A 16,160-nucleotide genomic window follows, 5' to 3' on the forward strand; every position below is an offset into this window, starting at 1 on the left:
TAGAGATTGATATGGTGGAGAAATATTCGACTTAAATATTCAGAGGTTTTTTAAAAATCAGCATTGTAACTACGCACACAGATGCAGGCTAACAGATGCAGGCTAACAGATGCAGGCTAACAGATGCAGGCTAACAGATGCAGGCTAACAGATGCAGGCTAACAGATGCAGGCTAAAACAATATTTGTATTAACGACAGATGCGCAACGGCTGCTCTGTCCAATCTTCGATACTACCATCACTCCCATAGAGACGTAGCCCAAGCCAATGCCTTCCCGGAGGTAACCTATGGAAATTCACTTGTGCACGAAAACCCACACCTGGGTGATTGGGATCCGTCGAGATACCCCAGTAATCGCGCACGTCACGCAACAGACCGTAATCAGCGTTAGCCACAACGTGACCATCAAGCAAAATATCCACTCCCGCTAAACCCACACCATCCTTGAAAGCCCAACCAGTTACCTCGACTGCATCAGATAGCACTGCATCGGGCAACGGCTGATCGATCCAAGCCATTGCAGGTGTCACACATTCTCCGGACACGCGCTGCGCAGGTAACCTGAACAATAAGAAACGTTGGTAACCATGATCGATCGAAACAACGCGTGGCGGCGGCAATGGACCCACCATCGCGCAGACTTCATGATAATGCTGTAGCAAATCACGGTAACGCACACCATTAAGTATCAATAGGCGCCTGCCTTCACCTGCACTCTGATTCAACAACCCCCACTGCTGTATCTGTGCAGTGCGTCCGTGACGATCATTCACTGAAGACGGCATCACCTCAATGCGCGGATCACGCAACCGGAAACCAAGTTCAGCACCCACCTTAAAATTACCCGCCAAGATACGTGTACCTGGCTGCTGCCGCAGTTCGGAACGTACTGCCTCAGTGAGTTCATCCCAACCAGCAAAATTGCGTGGGTAATACCCCATTCCAGCACTGAATTCCCGCAACCCCGGTACAGACACGGCGAAGTAATAAGCGTAGACACTGAATCCCCCAATCACCGCCATTCCCCAGGCCAAGCGCCGCCAGCGCCGCGGCCAGCCCATCAGTACCTGCGGCACAACGATCAGCAAAGCGAAATAGCCAGGGAGAGTCCAATGAAAACTGACGCGCTCATTATCGGTAAAGAACCCAAGCAAAAAGATCCCCACAGTGGAGATACCACCGAGCAAACCGAAGTAACGCCACTGAACACGCTCGTTGCCATACACGGCAAGCCAAGCTACCCGCGTCATTGCATAGGCAAGCAACGGTGTGACCAACAGTGTCTGGATCAGTAAGAACAAGGCACCTTTGACTTGGAAATTCCATGGATGACGTTCAATAAACTGGAAACGCAATCCAGCCTCATGATTGTCGACGTTCCACAGCAACAGAGGCAACCAACCCAATGCACCGATAATCAATGCGACACATAGCCTCGGGTCACGCAGCAAGGCACGTCCCTGTGGCATACACAACAACGCGATTAATCCGATCCCGATAACGCCTACAAAGCGATAGTGACTCAACGCACCCAAGAGCAAACCAGTCGCCAATTCCAGAACACTGATCGCATCGATCTCATGCAACAGACGTGCCCCAGCATCCAGGCAAAGCACCACAGCCAACGCCATCGGCACATCAGGAAGAGCTAGAATACCGAGCGTGGCCGATAACGGCATTAACAAGACCAACACGCCAGCACGCCAACCCAATAAAGGACCAAACCAACGCGCGGCAATACGTGCAACCAACCACGGCAACAACGCGGCGATCAGCAAAAATGGCAAGCGCAACGCCAGCAAATGATAGCCGCCCAGCATGACACCTAATCTGCTCAGCCATGCTGTCATGCCTGGAAGATCAGAATAAGCTAATGCAAAATGTTGGCCTTCCTGCCAATAGAATGCTTCGTCAACAAACAGCGGCAACCGCACCGCAATCACTACTTTGACGGCAGTTACCAGCGCCCACAGGATCACAAATATCCGATAGGCACGCTGATTTTCCTGGATGGCCCCCACCCCTTTTTTAGACATTGGATCGTAATGCCTACATCGTCAACTCAAGGAATGCTAACCGATACGCTACGTCTCTCGCTTGACGAAGCGCAGAATCAAGTGAACACCCTCTTACTGGGGAAAGAGCAAGAAGTACGTCTTGCCTTCGTCGCACTGCTGTCTGGCGGTCATTTGTTACTGGAAGATCTCCCCGGCCTGGGTAAGACCACACTAGCGCACGCCTTAGCCTCAAGCTTGGGGCTGACGTTCCGACGTGTGCAATTCACCTCCGACCTGCTGCCCGCTGATGTGCTCGGAATATCGGTGTACAACACGCAGACTCAGCAGTTCGAATTCCATCCAGGTCCCGTGTTCACCCATGTATTGCTAGCTGACGAGATCAACCGGGCACCGCCACGCACACAAAGTGCACTGCTGGAAGCAATGGCTGAACAACAAGTCACCCTTGATGGGATCACCCGATCACTGTCGGACCCCTTCTTCGTGATTGCCACTCAAAATCCTGTCGATCTGTACGGCACTTTTCCATTACCGGATTCGCAATTAGATCGCTTTCTACTGAGACTCAGCCTAGGTTACCCCAATGCCGAGGCTGAACGCACTCTACTCTCCGGCATGGATCGACGGGAGTTACTGACCCATACCTTGCCACGACTGACAGAAGCCGAGGTGATCTTGTTGCGCAAAACGGTGCTTGGGGTACACGTCAGCGATGCACTCATCGAATACGTACAAGCCCTGTTGCTGCGCAGTCGCCAGCAAAGTGGCGTGCGTGTCGGTTTATCACCGCGGGCCGGCATCGCCCTACTACGTGCAGCCAAAGCCTACGCATTGCTGTCAGGCCGTGAACACGTGCTCCCTGAAGACATTCAGGAACTATTCGTTTCAGTTGCTGGACACCGTCTCGTGCCAGAGGCTGAAACCTCTTCCACCGGCGCAGCGCTGGCTCAGACATTGCTATACACCGTACCGGTGGATTGAACGTGCGTACCTTCCTACGCCACTGGATTCAACGCGCTGCGATGCTGGCACGCCCGCGTGCTCCTGAATCCCTGCCGGTCACACTAAATAGCCAGCGCATTTACATGCTGCCCACTCCTTTCGGCCTATTCTTCGCCATAGTCATGCTAGCGATGCTGGCAGGAGGACTGAACTACAACAACAACATGACACTCCTATTGGCACTCCTGCTCAGTGGAACTGGCATTGGTAGTGCATTAGCCACGCACCTACAGCTTGCTGGACTTCGTTTGGAAATACTCCCATCCAAGCCGGTCGCAGCGGGGCAACCATTGCAATTGCGACTTCTGCTAGATAGCACCCAGCTACGCTCACGTCCAGGGCTGCAGCTTAAGCATGAAGACGCACAGACGTATTGCTCGCTGCTTCCAGGAATCCCTGTCGAAGTCGATTTGAAGATCACTAACACGCAGCGTGGCTGGCGCAGCTTGTCACGTATTCGGATCTCCACGGTACAACCACTGGGGTTGATCACGGCTTGGTCCTGGGTATGGCCAGAACAGCCGCTGCTGGTGTACCCAACTGCCGAGCAAAGCGGTCCACCACCTCCGATCAGCGATAGCAATAAGGCGCATCGGTGGCGACACAGCTCGCAGAGTGAAGAAATGCATCAATTACGCTCGTATAGGGCTGGCGATGCTGCCCGTACCATCGCCTGGAAACACTCAGCACGATGCAGCGCACTGTTAGTCCATGAATATCAACAACCTGCCGCATTGGAAGTGTTGCTGGATTGGAAGCAGCTGCACACCCTCCCCTACGAGCATCGCATCAAACGCTTGACGCGTTGGATCAACGAAGCCGAGCGGGAAGGCTGGCGCTATCGCTTATCTCTTCCCGGTCATCCTGAGTTGGACTATGGCCACGGTGCCGTCCATCACCACCGCTGCTTGCGCCTACTAGCTCTCTTACCACATGTCTAAACCGGGTTTGCCTTTACCTTCTTTCACAAGCCGTGTCTGTGCGCTGATCACAGCATGGCTCGCACTGACACCGTTATTACTACAGATGCCTGCTCTACTGTCGCTAGGCATCGTGGCAATCGCACTGGCCGTTAACGCACTTAGTTGGCGCAAAGCGTTTGGGGCACCTCTGCGGCTATTACTGGTGTTAACGATGCTGGGCATGGTGTCGTGGCAAATGGAAATACGCTTTGACCGAGATACTGGATGTGCGGTGCTGGCAGCAATGATGGCACTCAAAACATCAGAATTACACAGCGTGCGCGATGCACGCAGTCTACTGGGCTTTGCGCTGTTCACACCGTTTTCCGCACTCATACTCGACCAAGGGCCAACAACGATGGTACTCGCCCTGCTCGTTGTGCCTGCCACGCTGCTGTCAATGCAATGCTTAACGCAAGATCAAAGCCAGGTTCCAGCACGTCTAGGACGTTCCCAACTATCGAGCATTGGGCAACTCACTATACTGGGAGTACCACTGACTTTAGCAGGATTCTGGCTACTGCCACGCCTGGATGCGCCGCTATGGGGTGTTCCCGAGCGCGCACAAGTACGTCCTGGACTCTCAGACAACATGGCACCCGGTGCCTGGATCGATCTGATGAGCGACGAAACCCCAGCCCTGCGAGTCAGTTTCAATGGCCCAACACCACCAGCGGGGCAGCGTTACTGGCGAGGGCCAGTCATGTGGGACTTTGATGGCCACAGCTGGCAAGCACTACCGTTTGCCGCTTCTTTAATACCACCGACAGAATTTGTGCCAGTAACACAACACTTCAACTACCGGATCGATTACGAACCCACTGATCAGAAGTACTTAGTCGCCCTGGATCTGCCGCTCACCGCACCTGCAGGCACACGCCTCACCACCGAACGTAGCTTGGTAGCTGATCGCCGCCTGAGTGCAATCACACGCTGGGAATTGCAATCAGCATCACCAGCCAGTTTTCAGGAAACACTGCCACCAAGACAGCGCCAACGTGCACTTGCTCTTCCTCTTAGATTGAATCCACGTACAGTCGCATTGGGTGCGCAATGGCGACAGGAAGCCGGTGCTGACGATGCAGCAATTGTGCAGCGTGCATTGAACTGGGTACGCACAGAATTTACTTACACCCTGGCCGCCACAAAACGTCCTGGGCTTCACACCGTAGACGAATTTCTATTTCGTGACAAAGCAGGTTTTTGCGAACAGTTCAGTTCTTCATTCGTCGTATTGATGCGTGCCTCAGGGATTCCTGCACGCGTGGTCACCGGCTATGTCGGTGGCATCTATAACAATTTGGGCCATTATTGGGTGATACGGCGTATGGACGCGCACGCTTGGGCTGAAGTCTGGCTACCGCAACGTGGCTGGGTACGAGTTGACCCAACCGCCGCTGTGGCACCTGAACGCATTCGCGATACGTTGGAAGATCGCTTAGCACAAAACAACAACGATGCCAGCATAGACAGTCACTGGAGATTGGCTGACATCGGAGACTGGTTGCGACACAGTTGGAATAATTTGGTATTGGGTTTTGATGCCAAACGCCAGCAGCAATTGCTGCACTCCTTTGGCATCAACCATCTGTATGTATCGCAACTGATGATGCTGTTCATTGCATTTACATCAGTATCACTTGGCTTGATGGCATGGTGGCTGGCCCGTGGAGAGCGAGAACGCGATGCGCTACTACGCGCTTGGCATCGGCTCGATCGCCACTACGCGCGTCTGGGGCTAGGACGTACACGGCACGAACCGGCACTGGTTTGGGCAAAACGAATCGAACAACAGTATCAGGGCATCGGCTTATATATACTCAGCCAGCGTTTCACTGATGCACGTTATAGTTCCAAAGATTTTGATAGGAATCTCATCAATGCTTTGTTGCAACATCGCCCGCATACCGCAGTATCCAACATTGAGAACACGTTTACTTGTTCGATTCACCGTTCTCTTGATGTTGGCTGCTTGCACGACAGTGCCAAAACCACTTCAAGGGCAATTCAGCGCAATCACACCAAGTGACTCTGTCACCAATCCCCAAATCGGTAGTTTGGTCCGATGGGGCGGAAAGATTATCAAAACCATACCCTCCCATAGCCAGACTTGCTTCGAAATGATTTCACGACAGCTCGGGCCATCAGGCCGTCCGGACAGTGATACCGGCGACACCAATGGCGGTCGGTTTATCGCCTGCCGTAGCGGGTTTTACGATCCAGCGATCTTTGCGCCTGGCCGTGAAGTGACTTTCATTGGAAAAATCGAGAGCTACGAAAATAAGTACATCGGCGAATACGATTACAAACTCCCTAAAGTTAGCGCCGATGTGATCTATTTATGGCCAGTCATACGCCATGTTGAGGTTGTCCCCATCTATCCGTATGGCCCTTGGGGACCACCGGGGCCATGGGGCTGGAACTATCCTCGCTGGTGGTGGTGAAGGGAGCTACCCACTCCAGAGCAAGATACGCGCCGCTGACCACCAAGGCGGCGCATGTTTCAAGCATTACCACGACGTTCCCAATGGCGCGCCAGCAAGTAAGTGAAGGTGGAGGTGAAAGACTGTCTGCCCACCATGCTCCCGACAATTCATGACAATACGGTAGCCATCCTGCGCAAAGCCCTCACTTCTGGCGTATTCTGCTGCGGCCAATACTAGCTTGCCAATCAATGGGCCTTGCTCTGGGTGCAAGTCATCCAAAGTTGGGATGATCTGTCGTTTGGGAATAAACAATACATGCACCGGTGCTCGCGGCATGATGTCCTTGAAACCCAGCACTTCCTCATCTTCATAGACAATCGTAGCCGGAACTTCACGACGGATAATTTTAGCGAAGATAGTCTCTTCAGACATAGACATACAGACACTCACAGAAATAGCAATACACCAAGCTTAAGGCCTTAGGGTACTTTGATGTGGTTCAGACCACTTCAGTACGGGTGCCGAACGCGTGCGAAAGAGTGCCGCGGTCTAAGTATTCCAGCTCCCCACCCAAGGGCAAACCTTGTGCCAGTCGGCTGGGGCGTATACCGTGTTGGCGCGCCAGGAGCGCTAAGTAGTGCGCTGTCGTCTCACCTTCCACCGTCGCATTAGTCGCAATGATAAGCTCCGTCACCTCACCTGCAGCAAGACGTTGTCCTAAATGGTCCAACCCAAGTTCATGAGGGCCGATCCCATCCAGCGGGGACAAGCGCCCCTGCAAAATAAAATATAGTCCACGATAGCCAGTGGCTTGCTCAATCGCCAGCCGATCAGGGGGGGACTCGACCACGCACAACTGATGACGGTCACGGCTGGAGTTAGCACAGATCGCACAGATTTGGGTCTCACTGAAGTCACGACACTCCGTACAATGACCAATTTTCTCAATCGCACGGCTCAGCACATCAGCCAAGCGCTGTCCACCTTCACGCTCGCGCTCAAGCATATGGTAGGCCATACGCTGCGCGGTCTTCTGACCGACACCTGGCAAGATACGGAAGGCGTCAATTAATTGCTCAAGCAAATGTGTACTCATAACATGCCTACGATCCCAAGCCCGAGACGTGCCCAAGAAGCCAGCAATCAAGCGGGTAAACTCTGAAACTCTGTTAATGACGACAGGCGGATAAAGGATACAAAAACGACAAGAATGGTTTGCAATAAAACATCGCAAACCACGCTGATGCCTTCCTACACAAAGCATCAGCCCCACACCCTTCCAAATACGCTTAGAACGGTAACTTAAAACCGGGCGGAAGCGACATACCCAGAGTGGCTGATCCCATCCTTTCCTTAGATTCAGCATCTACCTTGTTGGAGGCATCATTAAAGGCCGCCGCGATCAAATCTTCAATCATTTCCTGATCGTTCAATATGCTGGGGTCAATACGTACTTTGCGACACTCTTTGGTACCGCTGAGGATCACGCTCACCATGCTACCACCTGCGCTACCAGTGACCTCCAACTTGGCTAATTCTTCTTGGGCACGCTGCAGATTCTCCTGCATCTTCTGTGCTTGCTGCATCAATTGGGCAATATTGCCTCGCATCATTCATTACTCATCGTAAGGGCGTATGGAATCGGTAACAACTTTGGCAGCCTGCTGATAGATCAGATGCTGCACTACATGATCGCTCATGAAGGCTTCTTCGGCCAACTGTTGGCGCTCACTCTTCTGACGATAGGTGCGCTCATGAAGAGTTTCAACTTGAATGTTTCTGGCCTCAATCTTCACTTCGGGGGCCTGACCCAGCAACCGGGTCAACCCCTGGGTCAAATCGGCCACAGAACGTGTCGACTGTAGATATTCAAACTCAGGGGCTAAGGCTAAAGACAGGACGTTGTTCTCATGAGAGACAAAAGCGGCATGAGCAGCTAATTGCTTAGAAGGACCACTTAACTCAATGCGCTCGACCAACGCAAGCCATTGCCCAACATCAGTGATCTTCCCATCCAAAGAACCAACTCGGACTTTCTGGAGATCAGAACGGGATTGGGACATCGTATATCCATTAGCCCCATGTGCATTCCTACCAACAGACGCCATTAGTGGGGCATTAACACTCTGCCCCTGCCCCTCAGTCGAAACCATACCCGGTACAACCACAGGAACAGGTCGGAAAGCGAGCATCCGCAGCACTGCCATCTCAAATCCTACACGTGGACTCGGTGCCAAATGTAAGTCGTGACGTCCATTGATTGCCATCTGGTACCAAAGTTGCACAACCTCCGGCTGTGTTTGTTCGGCCAATAAGGCAACATTTAATCCATCACCTGCAAACACCACCGAAGGCACTAGTTGCTGTACCTGAATCCTGTGCAAAGCTTCAGCCAGGGCCTCCAACACCCCGCCCCAGTCCGGCGAAAACTCAGCCAAGGTTGCTATCACCCGCAATAGTCGATCACCGTCACCTGCGATTAATGCAGCCAACATCACCTCAACCTGAGTACGATCAACCGTACCGAGCATGTCACGTACTGCGCCCTCGCGTAACGTCCCTCCAGCATAAGCAATGGCCTGGTCCAGCAAAGACAAACCATCGCGTAATGAACCGTCAGCAGCCTTAGAAAGCTCTATGATCGCCGTATCGTCGGCTGTGATTTGCTCAGCAGTGAGGATCTTAGCGATTTGACGCTGGATCTGTTCCTCATCCAAGCGCTTCAAGTTAAACTGCAAGCAGCGAGACAACACAGTCACCGGCAATTTCTGAGGATCAGTCGTTGCCAGAAGAAATTTTACGTGTGGCGGTGGCTCCTCTAGCGTCTTCAGCAGCGCGTTAAACGCTGCTTTAGAGAGCATATGCACTTCATCAATCAGGTAGACCTTAAACTTGCCTCTGGAGGGCATGTATTGCGCGTTTTCTATCATCTCGCGCACATCATCCACACCGGTATTGGAGGCAGCGTCGATCTCCAGCAAGTCAATATAGCGACCAACATCAATATCCAAGCAGGCTGTACACCGGCCACATGGATCGGCACTGGTACCCTGCTCGCAGTTCAATGATTTAGCGAAGATACGCGCAATCGTCGTTTTGCCTACACCACGGGTGCCAGTAAACAGAAAGGCGTGATGGAGACGGCCACTTTCCAATGCATTACTCAGCGCACGGACCACATGCTCTTGACCCACCAGCTCAGCAAACCGCTTGGGGCGCCATTTGCGAGCAAGAACAAGATAGGACATTAGGCGATCATCTTCATGTGGTTTGCCATTGTGCCATGCTCAGATGCAGGGACCCCATATATAGCGTAATTAAACTTGTGAAGAATGCTAAGCGGCGCTAAGATTCCTCCGCCTTTATCCAAGTAACAACTTGGTAAAAATTTAGGAGAGGTGTCCGAGTGGTTGAAGGAGCACGCCTGGAAAGTGTGTAAGCGTCTAAACCGCGCTTCGGGGGTTCGAATCCCCCTCTCTCCGCCAGTTATCCAATAGGTAGTGGCTTTGGCTAAGCCATTCTCAAAATACATTGTTCCAAAGCCTGCTACGTCCGATGTAGTGGGCGTATTGCGAGAAGGCCGTCTATTGAGGCGGCCTTTCTCATTTTGATACGCCGCATCTTCTGACTTGCCGTAATCCCCTATTCATAGAGAGTAGACAGCACATCACGAGACTTCAAATGAGCAATCTTTCCATCGAAATATTTGAAAAAGGTGGCCAAGAAGGCGAAACCCGTTTTTGGTACGCCCACCAACTCATGCAATGGTTGGGCTACGAATCATGGCAAGCATTCTAAAACGTCATCACCAAGGCGATGGGGGCGTGTAGTCGGTTAGGGCTTGACCCAACGGAAGCTTTCGTTCGTGAGGAAATCGTGCAAGATGGCAAAGCAATCAAGACGTATCAGTTGAGCCGCTTCGCATGTCTTCTTGTGTCCATGACCGCAGACTCAAAAAAACCTGAAGTGGCTCGGGCGAAGACAATTCTTGCTGCCATCGCTAACACGCTAATTGAACAACGCATTCAGTCGGAAGACTTGGCACGTCTCGAAACCCGCGAAGATCTTAAGTTCGGCGAGAAGGCAATGACTAGCGCGGCGAAAGATGGCGGACTACAAAATGCCGAGTTTGGAATCTTCAAGGATGCTGGCTTCCGCGGCATGTATAACATGAGCCTACGGGAGTTGCAGCACTATAAACGCCTACCGAACGGCAAGACGCTGTACGACTTCATGGGCTTAGAAGAGCTGGCAGGTAACCTATTCCGCGTGACACAAACAGCGGCCCGCATCAGAAATAAGGATGTGATAAGGACTACAACCACTCTCAAGCACTGCCCAACAGGTCGGTACAGAGGTTCGACGCATGATGATTGAAAACAGCGGCGCAGGGCCAGAGCATCTTGCGCTAGAAGAGGACGTCAAAGGAGTGCAAAAACGGCTGAAAAACGTGGATAAAGCGATGAAGAAGCTTGATAAGCCGAAAGCCTCAAAGAATTCACTTTCAAAGCCTACATGATGATTTCAAGCGACCGGTTTAAATAATAAAAATTTAGAATCTGCGTCTTCAAAGACTATAACGCCCGTCGTAACTCAAAATCACTCATTAGATTGTCAAAGAAGTGCAATCTAGCCTCAATATCTTGAAATGCAGCGCTTCAAAGCAGAAAGGTGGTTATAGCAGCTCTGTAAGGCACCTTTACCTGGCCGCGCCGATACCTTGACGGGGGTACGATACTCTGCCGCAGAAAATACCTACCTATATGTGCAGGTGGCATGATTAATGCCACCTGCACATAAATGCACCTAGTTGCGCCAGCACCGCTTCAGCAGTAAGCAATAAACCTTCAGCAACTCTCTTAGGCATACGCCCTCCGTGTCAATCTGGACAGGCTAATTTATGTATTCTCAGTATGAGCCCCATGCGCAGCAAAACTAGAATAGACCTTCGCATCTACAGAGATCAGCAAATACAAGCTAGAAAGCTACACCCAGGACTTGATACAGATCTTTCTGACGATCAAAACACTTTATTGTCAGGTAAAGGCTTTCAATGGTTTTTTCCACTTTCCCCTGAAGCGTGGCTTAACTTGACCTACCTGCATGTAGGAACAATCGAGTCATTCCCAAGGTCGCCGGAAGTTCTGGTCGATACTCTTTTTTGCCAATCATTCCATCGTAAGAGAACGCAAAACGTATATCTCTCGCATTCATCGGTTCGAGACCAGCGACTAGATCATCAGGCATAAGCTACTGGTGATAGCACTTATCGCATCCGATGCTTGTACCCATGTAAGGTGGGTCCATATAAACGAAATCACGTGCTATCGCATTGGAAGTGATTTCTAACCGACCTCCTTTCCGAAACTTCGTCTTACCGCGAAGCAGAGCCTATACTCCCTCGACTGCTAAAGCCATTTTATCTGGCGCCATTCCCAGGCGCCGCTTGTCGTGCGATTGGGTAAACGGCCCTCCTACATTGAAACGCACTGCGTTCTTGACACAGCGACAAACCAAATACAACCAATCAACCGGATCATTCTCATTGTTATAACGTTCGCGAACACGGTTGAAGTTGAAATAGTCCGTTGAAGCAGTCGTTTGCCCATGCCAAACCTGCGAATACCTTTTTACACTTTTAGAAGTCTGCTCAATAATTGAAGCCCAAGGATCAACGATGGGCTCAAGCATGATGCGCCACAAACAAGATCATTGCCGCTGATCCCGCAAAAGGTTCATAAAACGAGACGACATCTGAAGGGAGCAATGGATAGATCATTGGCGCGAGCATTCGCTTGCTACCTTGATAAGGAATCGGGTGAGGGAGCTTCTTTGCCATCCCTATTTTCCAGATCATACGGGTCTTGTTATCAGTTCAAACGAATCTGTCCATCAAGCTAAAATTAATGATATGTTTACTTTAAGCCGTGGAGACGAGACACAACGAATGCAGAGCAACCAATAGGGAACGCTTCTCTACATGCAAGTACGCAGTGAGAAGTGACAGCGCAAGACTGATGAAGCACTCAGCATGTGATCTATTTCAATCACTCGAAACGCAGCATACACGTACTTCATAGCAACCAAGCACCTCATTATCTTTATCTTCAGACCATTCTTCATACGATTTACCTGATCACTTCGCATTCCTCGAAATGATTTTGATACAGCAGAATAGGATGTTCTTCTTTTCAGTTGCAAAACTCCAAGCACAACATAAATTTTGTAAAAAAATCGTTTATTGCATTAATGGCACAGCGGAAATTACTGATTATTTTGATCATAATTTTTTCTGAGATAATTCCGATTCTTATTTAGAAAACTTGTATTTCACGGTAATTATTTTGTGCAACTAAGAATAGGTAACTTTCGCTGTAGAGAGTTTCTAGGAAGAATGCAGTCGAAATAAGTTACCCCTCACAGATAACAAGAAAACTTCCAGATTGATTCCTTTGATTTTCCATATCTACTGGACAGGATCTTACAATCTGAAAAATAGGTTCACTTTCTAAGTAATTCAGCGCTCTAAAACAATGGCGATTAGCTGTCAAGTCGACAGTACCATTAATATTTAATTATTAATATTTTGAGATGTAGTAAATTGTATGTAAAGTATACAACACATCACAACCAATCTAATTTTGATCTCATTGAGATCAAAAACTTGACTTAATTATTTTCAACTTATAGGATTTGCGTTCTTGCATTCAGTGATCGTTCTGTTATATAGAAAATATCACACTTAGGCGCTGGCGTTAAAATAAGAGTTTAGTTCGCTACATCACCTTTTAAATTACAGGTAATCAATATGAAGACTTCCCTCTTGGCTCTCAGCCTTCTTTCAGCTATTCCGTTCGTCGCTTCGGCTGCTCAAGGTTTGTCTTACAACTATGTCGGGAGTGACTACGTAAGGACGAAAGCCGATCAAAATGCCAAGGGTTGGGCCTTAAAAGGCTCCTTCGCCTTTCAACCAAATTGGAGCGTGTTCGGTGACTACAATAAACAAAAGTTCCGTAGCATTGATCTGAAACAACAGCAATGGCGCTTGGGTTTGGGCTATAACTATTCCATCGCTGATCACAGTGATCTCTTAGCCCGTATCGCCTATAAAAGGATCAATCTCAGCGGCTCAAACCCGAATTCTAATGGCATCAATCCCGAAGTAGGCTTGAACACTGCGTTTGGTGATCATGCATTAGTATATACACTAGCTGGTTATGAGAGATTCTTTAAAAAGGACAGCGTGAAACGAGACAGCCAGGTCTATGGTCTCCTTGGCGGACAAGTAAATTTTGATGGGCATTGGGCACTGAACGGAGAAATGAAGCTTGGCAAGCAAGGTGCCAAAGAGTGGTCAATTGGCCCACGCTTCACCTGGTAACCTGATTATTAACTTAATCAGTAAGTACATTTCTACTACTTGTCTTCGCACATATCACAGCCCGATCCATCCGATGGATCGGGCTTTTGTGCCATAGGCGGGCTGTGTAGGTTCATGATCCGCCGCTTAAAGCTAGAGTGACCAGATCTTATAAAGAACAGTTTGCCTTAAACAGAATATCAAGATATTCAGGCTTTTGCTCTCGTGCAAGCAAGACTTTCATCCCAGCATATGGAGTTATCTCTTCACGTAGAACAGCACGCACAGCTTCGGAAATCGGCAACTCGACACCATTCTGTTCAGCATGGCGCATTACCTCGTCGGAAGTTTGTACAGACTCAACGACTTGACCAATCTCACGTATTGCATCCGACAAACTCTGTCCTCGCCCCAGAGCAAAGCCTAGGCGACGATTACGCGACAAGTCACCAGTACAAGTCAATACTAGATCACCGAGACCAGCCAACCCCATTAGCGTTTCCGGCCGAGCACCGATAACCGCAGACAAACGTAACATTTCATTCAGTCCACGAGTAATTAAACCAGCACGCGCGTTCATGCCTAACTGCATGCCATCAGCCACGCCAATAGCCACTGCCAGTACGTTCTTCATTGCCCCACCAAGCTCAGCACCAATCACGTCGTTGCCGGTATAGGCACGGAACATCGGGCCATGCATCGCATTGGCCACCATCTGAGTAAAACACGCATCTTCACCATGTACGGTGACCGCTGTAGGCAGGCCCAGAGTCACTTCTTTAGCAAAAGAAGGACCCGTCACCACTGCCAATGGTGCATCACCTCCCAGGATTTCACGAGCCACCTCGTGTAGGAAACGACCAGACCCCGGTTCAAATCCTTTGGTTGCCCAAGCAACACCAACGCCGATTGACAGCAATGGAGCCAATCGACATAGAGTTTCAGTGAAGGCGTAAGAGGGAACCGCCACCAAAACCCAGTCGGCACCTGAGACCGCTGCAGCCAAATCGGTAGTGGCACGCAGCGTCTGAGGAAGCATAATGCTAGGTAAATAACGGAAGTTCTGGTGCTGGATATCAATGCTCTGTATCACTCGCACATCACGACCCCACAATATGGTCGGATAGTCATGCCTCGCAACCAATGCCGCAAGAGCAGTTCCCCAAGAGCCGGCACCAAGAACGGCAATTTTCTGCTTAGAATCGATCATCCTTGTAACATTCACCAAAACTAAGCGTTACCAGCTGGCTGGGAACTGATCTGCGAACCTTCCTTTTCATTTTGAGCACGTTGGCGGAGGGTTTCAGCGTACAGCGCGTCGAAATTAATTGGTTGCAAATAAAATGGTGGGAAACCACCTATCTGGATAAGATCGCTCACCAATGAACGTACATAAGGGAACAGAATGTTCGGACATTGGGTGCCAAGTAACACACCGATTGCATGTTGATCCAACCCAAATAAGCCAAACACACCAGCCTGCTGTACTTCAACTACATAAGCGGTTTTTCCTGCAGCAGTACAGGTTAAAGTCACATGTAACACCAGTTCGAAGGCGTTTTCATTTAGACGTTGGACTCTTTGGTTCAGATTCAGCTGTAATTCCGGTTGGCCAGCCTCATTGAAAACTGCCGGTGAATTCGGAGCCTCAAAAGAAACATCCTTGATGTAAATCTTCTCGATAGTAAAGGTAGGACCAGAGATTGCTTCAGTCGGTTTAGCAGCGCCGTTGGTAATTTCGTCGGACATTTCTAACTCCAGAAATGATTTGATGATTTGGGTAAATAGATGTGAGGATTAGCAAACACGTTGTGAGTATCACATGAGTGATGTACCTGATGATGGATGACTCCATGCCAATAAAGTCCGTGGATTCAGGTACGTCCCTTGATGAGCGGCATTTCAGCCATTTTCCAAGTAGCGATACCACCGTCAAGCCAATAGACTTTCTCAAAGCCAGCATTCTTAAGACGCTTGGCTGCCGCAGCAGAAATATGTCCATTACGACACACAACAACCAATGGGGATTGTTTAGCACTCAGTAGCAGCTTATTACTTTCAGGATCAAACTTACTCTCAACCACACTGCGACTACCAGCAATATGTCCTTTTTCGAAATCGCTGCTAGGCGACAAATCTACGACTAAAGCATTCTCACTATTGATCAGCCTAGTCAGATCAGCCGGCTTCAACGCGGTATAACGACGAAACAGAAGTGCAGTTTCTGTAACGACAATCGCAATGGTCAGACCAACGAAAGCCAGCGAAAGGATCGGGTTGCGGCCAGCGAAGGCCTGTAGCTCTTCAAAATTCACGGATCTACAGGATTAATGGAGAAGTGAACTGGGGATTGTCGCATAACTCAATGGCAATCAGGGGAAGTCAAAGTAA

General features: G+C 49.9%; 17 protein-coding genes and 1 tRNA gene. 8 read left to right on the forward strand and 10 right to left on the reverse strand.

Features of this window, described 5'->3' with window-relative positions:
- Positions 1-189 precede the first annotated feature (189 nt).
- Positions 190-2,037 carry an ArnT family glycosyltransferase gene (locus F7G16_RS09030; protein ID WP_038233026.1) on the reverse strand — a complete coding sequence of 616 codons (1,848 nt, stop codon included), beginning with the start codon at positions 2,035-2,037 and terminating at the stop codon, positions 190-192.
- Positions 2,038-2,046: 9 nt separating this feature from the next.
- Here F7G16_RS09030 and F7G16_RS09035 point away from each other — a divergent pair, with 9 nt between their 5' ends.
- From F7G16_RS09035 to F7G16_RS09050, 4 genes are read left to right on the forward strand one after another with little or no spacing between them, the layout of a single operon-like run.
- Positions 2,047-3,000 (forward strand): AAA family ATPase, encoded by a 954-nt coding sequence (locus F7G16_RS09035; protein ID WP_004572800.1) that lies wholly within the window; start codon positions 2,047-2,049, stop codon positions 2,998-3,000.
- Positions 3,001-3,002: 2 nt separating this feature from the next.
- A complete protein-coding gene (locus tag F7G16_RS09040; RefSeq protein WP_038231942.1) occupies positions 3,003-3,962 on the forward strand; it encodes a DUF58 domain-containing protein in 960 nt (319 codons plus the stop codon).
- Positions 3,955-6,012 (forward strand): transglutaminase TgpA family protein, encoded by a 2,058-nt coding sequence (locus F7G16_RS09045; RefSeq protein WP_004572798.1) that lies wholly within the window; start codon positions 3,955-3,957, stop codon positions 6,010-6,012. Before F7G16_RS09040 ends, F7G16_RS09045 begins: the two co-directional genes overlap by 8 nt.
- A complete protein-coding gene (locus F7G16_RS09050) occupies positions 5,906-6,427 on the forward strand; it encodes a Slp family lipoprotein (protein ID WP_038231940.1) in 522 nt (173 codons plus the stop codon). Before F7G16_RS09045 ends, F7G16_RS09050 begins: the two co-directional genes overlap by 107 nt.
- 66 nt (positions 6,428-6,493) lie before the next feature.
- Here the strand turns inward: F7G16_RS09050 and F7G16_RS09055 are convergent, their stop codons facing one another.
- The 4 genes from F7G16_RS09055 to dnaX all read right to left on the reverse strand — a co-directional run bounded on the left by F7G16_RS09055 (position 6,494) and on the right by dnaX (position 9,657).
- Positions 6,494-6,841, reverse strand: a complete 348-nt coding sequence (locus F7G16_RS09055) for a histidine triad nucleotide-binding protein (RefSeq protein ID WP_038231935.1) — start codon at positions 6,839-6,841, stop codon at positions 6,494-6,496.
- A 67-nt stretch (positions 6,842-6,908) separates the two neighbouring features.
- Positions 6,909-7,505 carry a recombination mediator RecR gene (recR, locus tag F7G16_RS09060; RefSeq protein ID WP_038231933.1) on the reverse strand — a complete coding sequence of 199 codons (597 nt, stop codon included), beginning with the start codon at positions 7,503-7,505 and terminating at the stop codon, positions 6,909-6,911.
- A gap of 193 nt (positions 7,506-7,698) precedes the next feature.
- Positions 7,699-8,019, reverse strand: coding sequence for a YbaB/EbfC family nucleoid-associated protein (locus tag F7G16_RS09065; RefSeq protein WP_004572794.1), 321 nt, complete (start codon positions 8,017-8,019; stop codon positions 7,699-7,701).
- A gap of 6 nt (positions 8,020-8,025) precedes the next feature.
- Entirely contained in the window at positions 8,026-9,657 is a 1,632-nt protein-coding gene (gene dnaX / locus F7G16_RS09070; protein ID WP_004572793.1) for a DNA polymerase III subunit gamma/tau, read from the reverse strand.
- Positions 9,658-9,801: 144 nt separating this feature from the next.
- Between dnaX and F7G16_RS09075 the strand changes: the two genes are divergently transcribed.
- The 3 genes from F7G16_RS09075 to F7G16_RS09085 all read left to right on the forward strand — a co-directional run bounded on the left by F7G16_RS09075 (position 9,802) and on the right by F7G16_RS09085 (position 10,928).
- Positions 9,802-9,894 (forward strand) — tRNA-Ser (locus F7G16_RS09075).
- A gap of 391 nt (positions 9,895-10,285) precedes the next feature.
- Complete coding sequence (locus F7G16_RS09080) at positions 10,286-10,786, forward strand: DNA replication protein DnaD (RefSeq protein ID WP_228446137.1); 501 nt, start codon at positions 10,286-10,288, stop codon at positions 10,784-10,786.
- Positions 10,776-10,928 (forward strand): hypothetical protein, encoded by a 153-nt coding sequence (locus F7G16_RS09085; protein WP_012382609.1) that lies wholly within the window; start codon positions 10,776-10,778, stop codon positions 10,926-10,928. Before F7G16_RS09080 ends, F7G16_RS09085 begins: the two co-directional genes overlap by 11 nt.
- A gap of 872 nt (positions 10,929-11,800) precedes the next feature.
- On the opposite strand, the gene F7G16_RS09090 is transcribed toward F7G16_RS09085, so the two are convergent.
- The gene (locus tag F7G16_RS09090; protein ID WP_004572790.1) at positions 11,801-12,100 is read right to left on the reverse strand and encodes a DNA adenine methylase; all 300 of its coding nucleotides are present in this window, start codon (positions 12,098-12,100) and stop codon (positions 11,801-11,803) included.
- Positions 12,093-12,266, reverse strand: coding sequence for a DNA adenine methylase (locus tag F7G16_RS12675; RefSeq protein WP_306308839.1), 174 nt, complete (start codon positions 12,264-12,266; stop codon positions 12,093-12,095). The genes F7G16_RS09090 and F7G16_RS12675 overlap by 8 nt, the downstream gene beginning before the upstream one ends.
- A 951-nt stretch (positions 12,267-13,217) precedes the next feature.
- Here F7G16_RS12675 and F7G16_RS09095 point away from each other — a divergent pair.
- Positions 13,218-13,790, forward strand: a complete 573-nt coding sequence (locus F7G16_RS09095; RefSeq protein WP_004572789.1) for an OmpO family porin — start codon at positions 13,218-13,220, stop codon at positions 13,788-13,790.
- 148 nt (positions 13,791-13,938) lie between these two features.
- On the opposite strand, the gene F7G16_RS09100 is transcribed toward F7G16_RS09095, so the two are convergent.
- The 3 genes from F7G16_RS09100 to F7G16_RS09110 all read right to left on the reverse strand — a co-directional run bounded on the left by F7G16_RS09100 (position 13,939) and on the right by F7G16_RS09110 (position 16,084).
- Positions 13,939-14,979 (reverse strand): NAD(P)H-dependent glycerol-3-phosphate dehydrogenase, encoded by a 1,041-nt coding sequence (locus F7G16_RS09100; protein WP_004572788.1) that lies wholly within the window; start codon positions 14,977-14,979, stop codon positions 13,939-13,941.
- Between the two features lie 20 nt (positions 14,980-14,999).
- Positions 15,000-15,518, reverse strand: a complete 519-nt coding sequence (secB, locus tag F7G16_RS09105; RefSeq protein WP_004084893.1) for a protein-export chaperone SecB — start codon at positions 15,516-15,518, stop codon at positions 15,000-15,002.
- Positions 15,519-15,643: 125 nt separating this feature from the next.
- Positions 15,644-16,084, reverse strand: a complete 441-nt coding sequence (locus F7G16_RS09110) for a rhodanese-like domain-containing protein (protein ID WP_004084894.1) — start codon at positions 16,082-16,084, stop codon at positions 15,644-15,646.
- Between the last annotated feature and the right edge of the window lie 76 nt (positions 16,085-16,160).

It is taken from the genome of Xylella fastidiosa (assembly GCF_011801475.1).
Classification (GTDB): Bacteria; Pseudomonadota; Gammaproteobacteria; order Xanthomonadales; family Xanthomonadaceae; genus Xylella; species Xylella fastidiosa.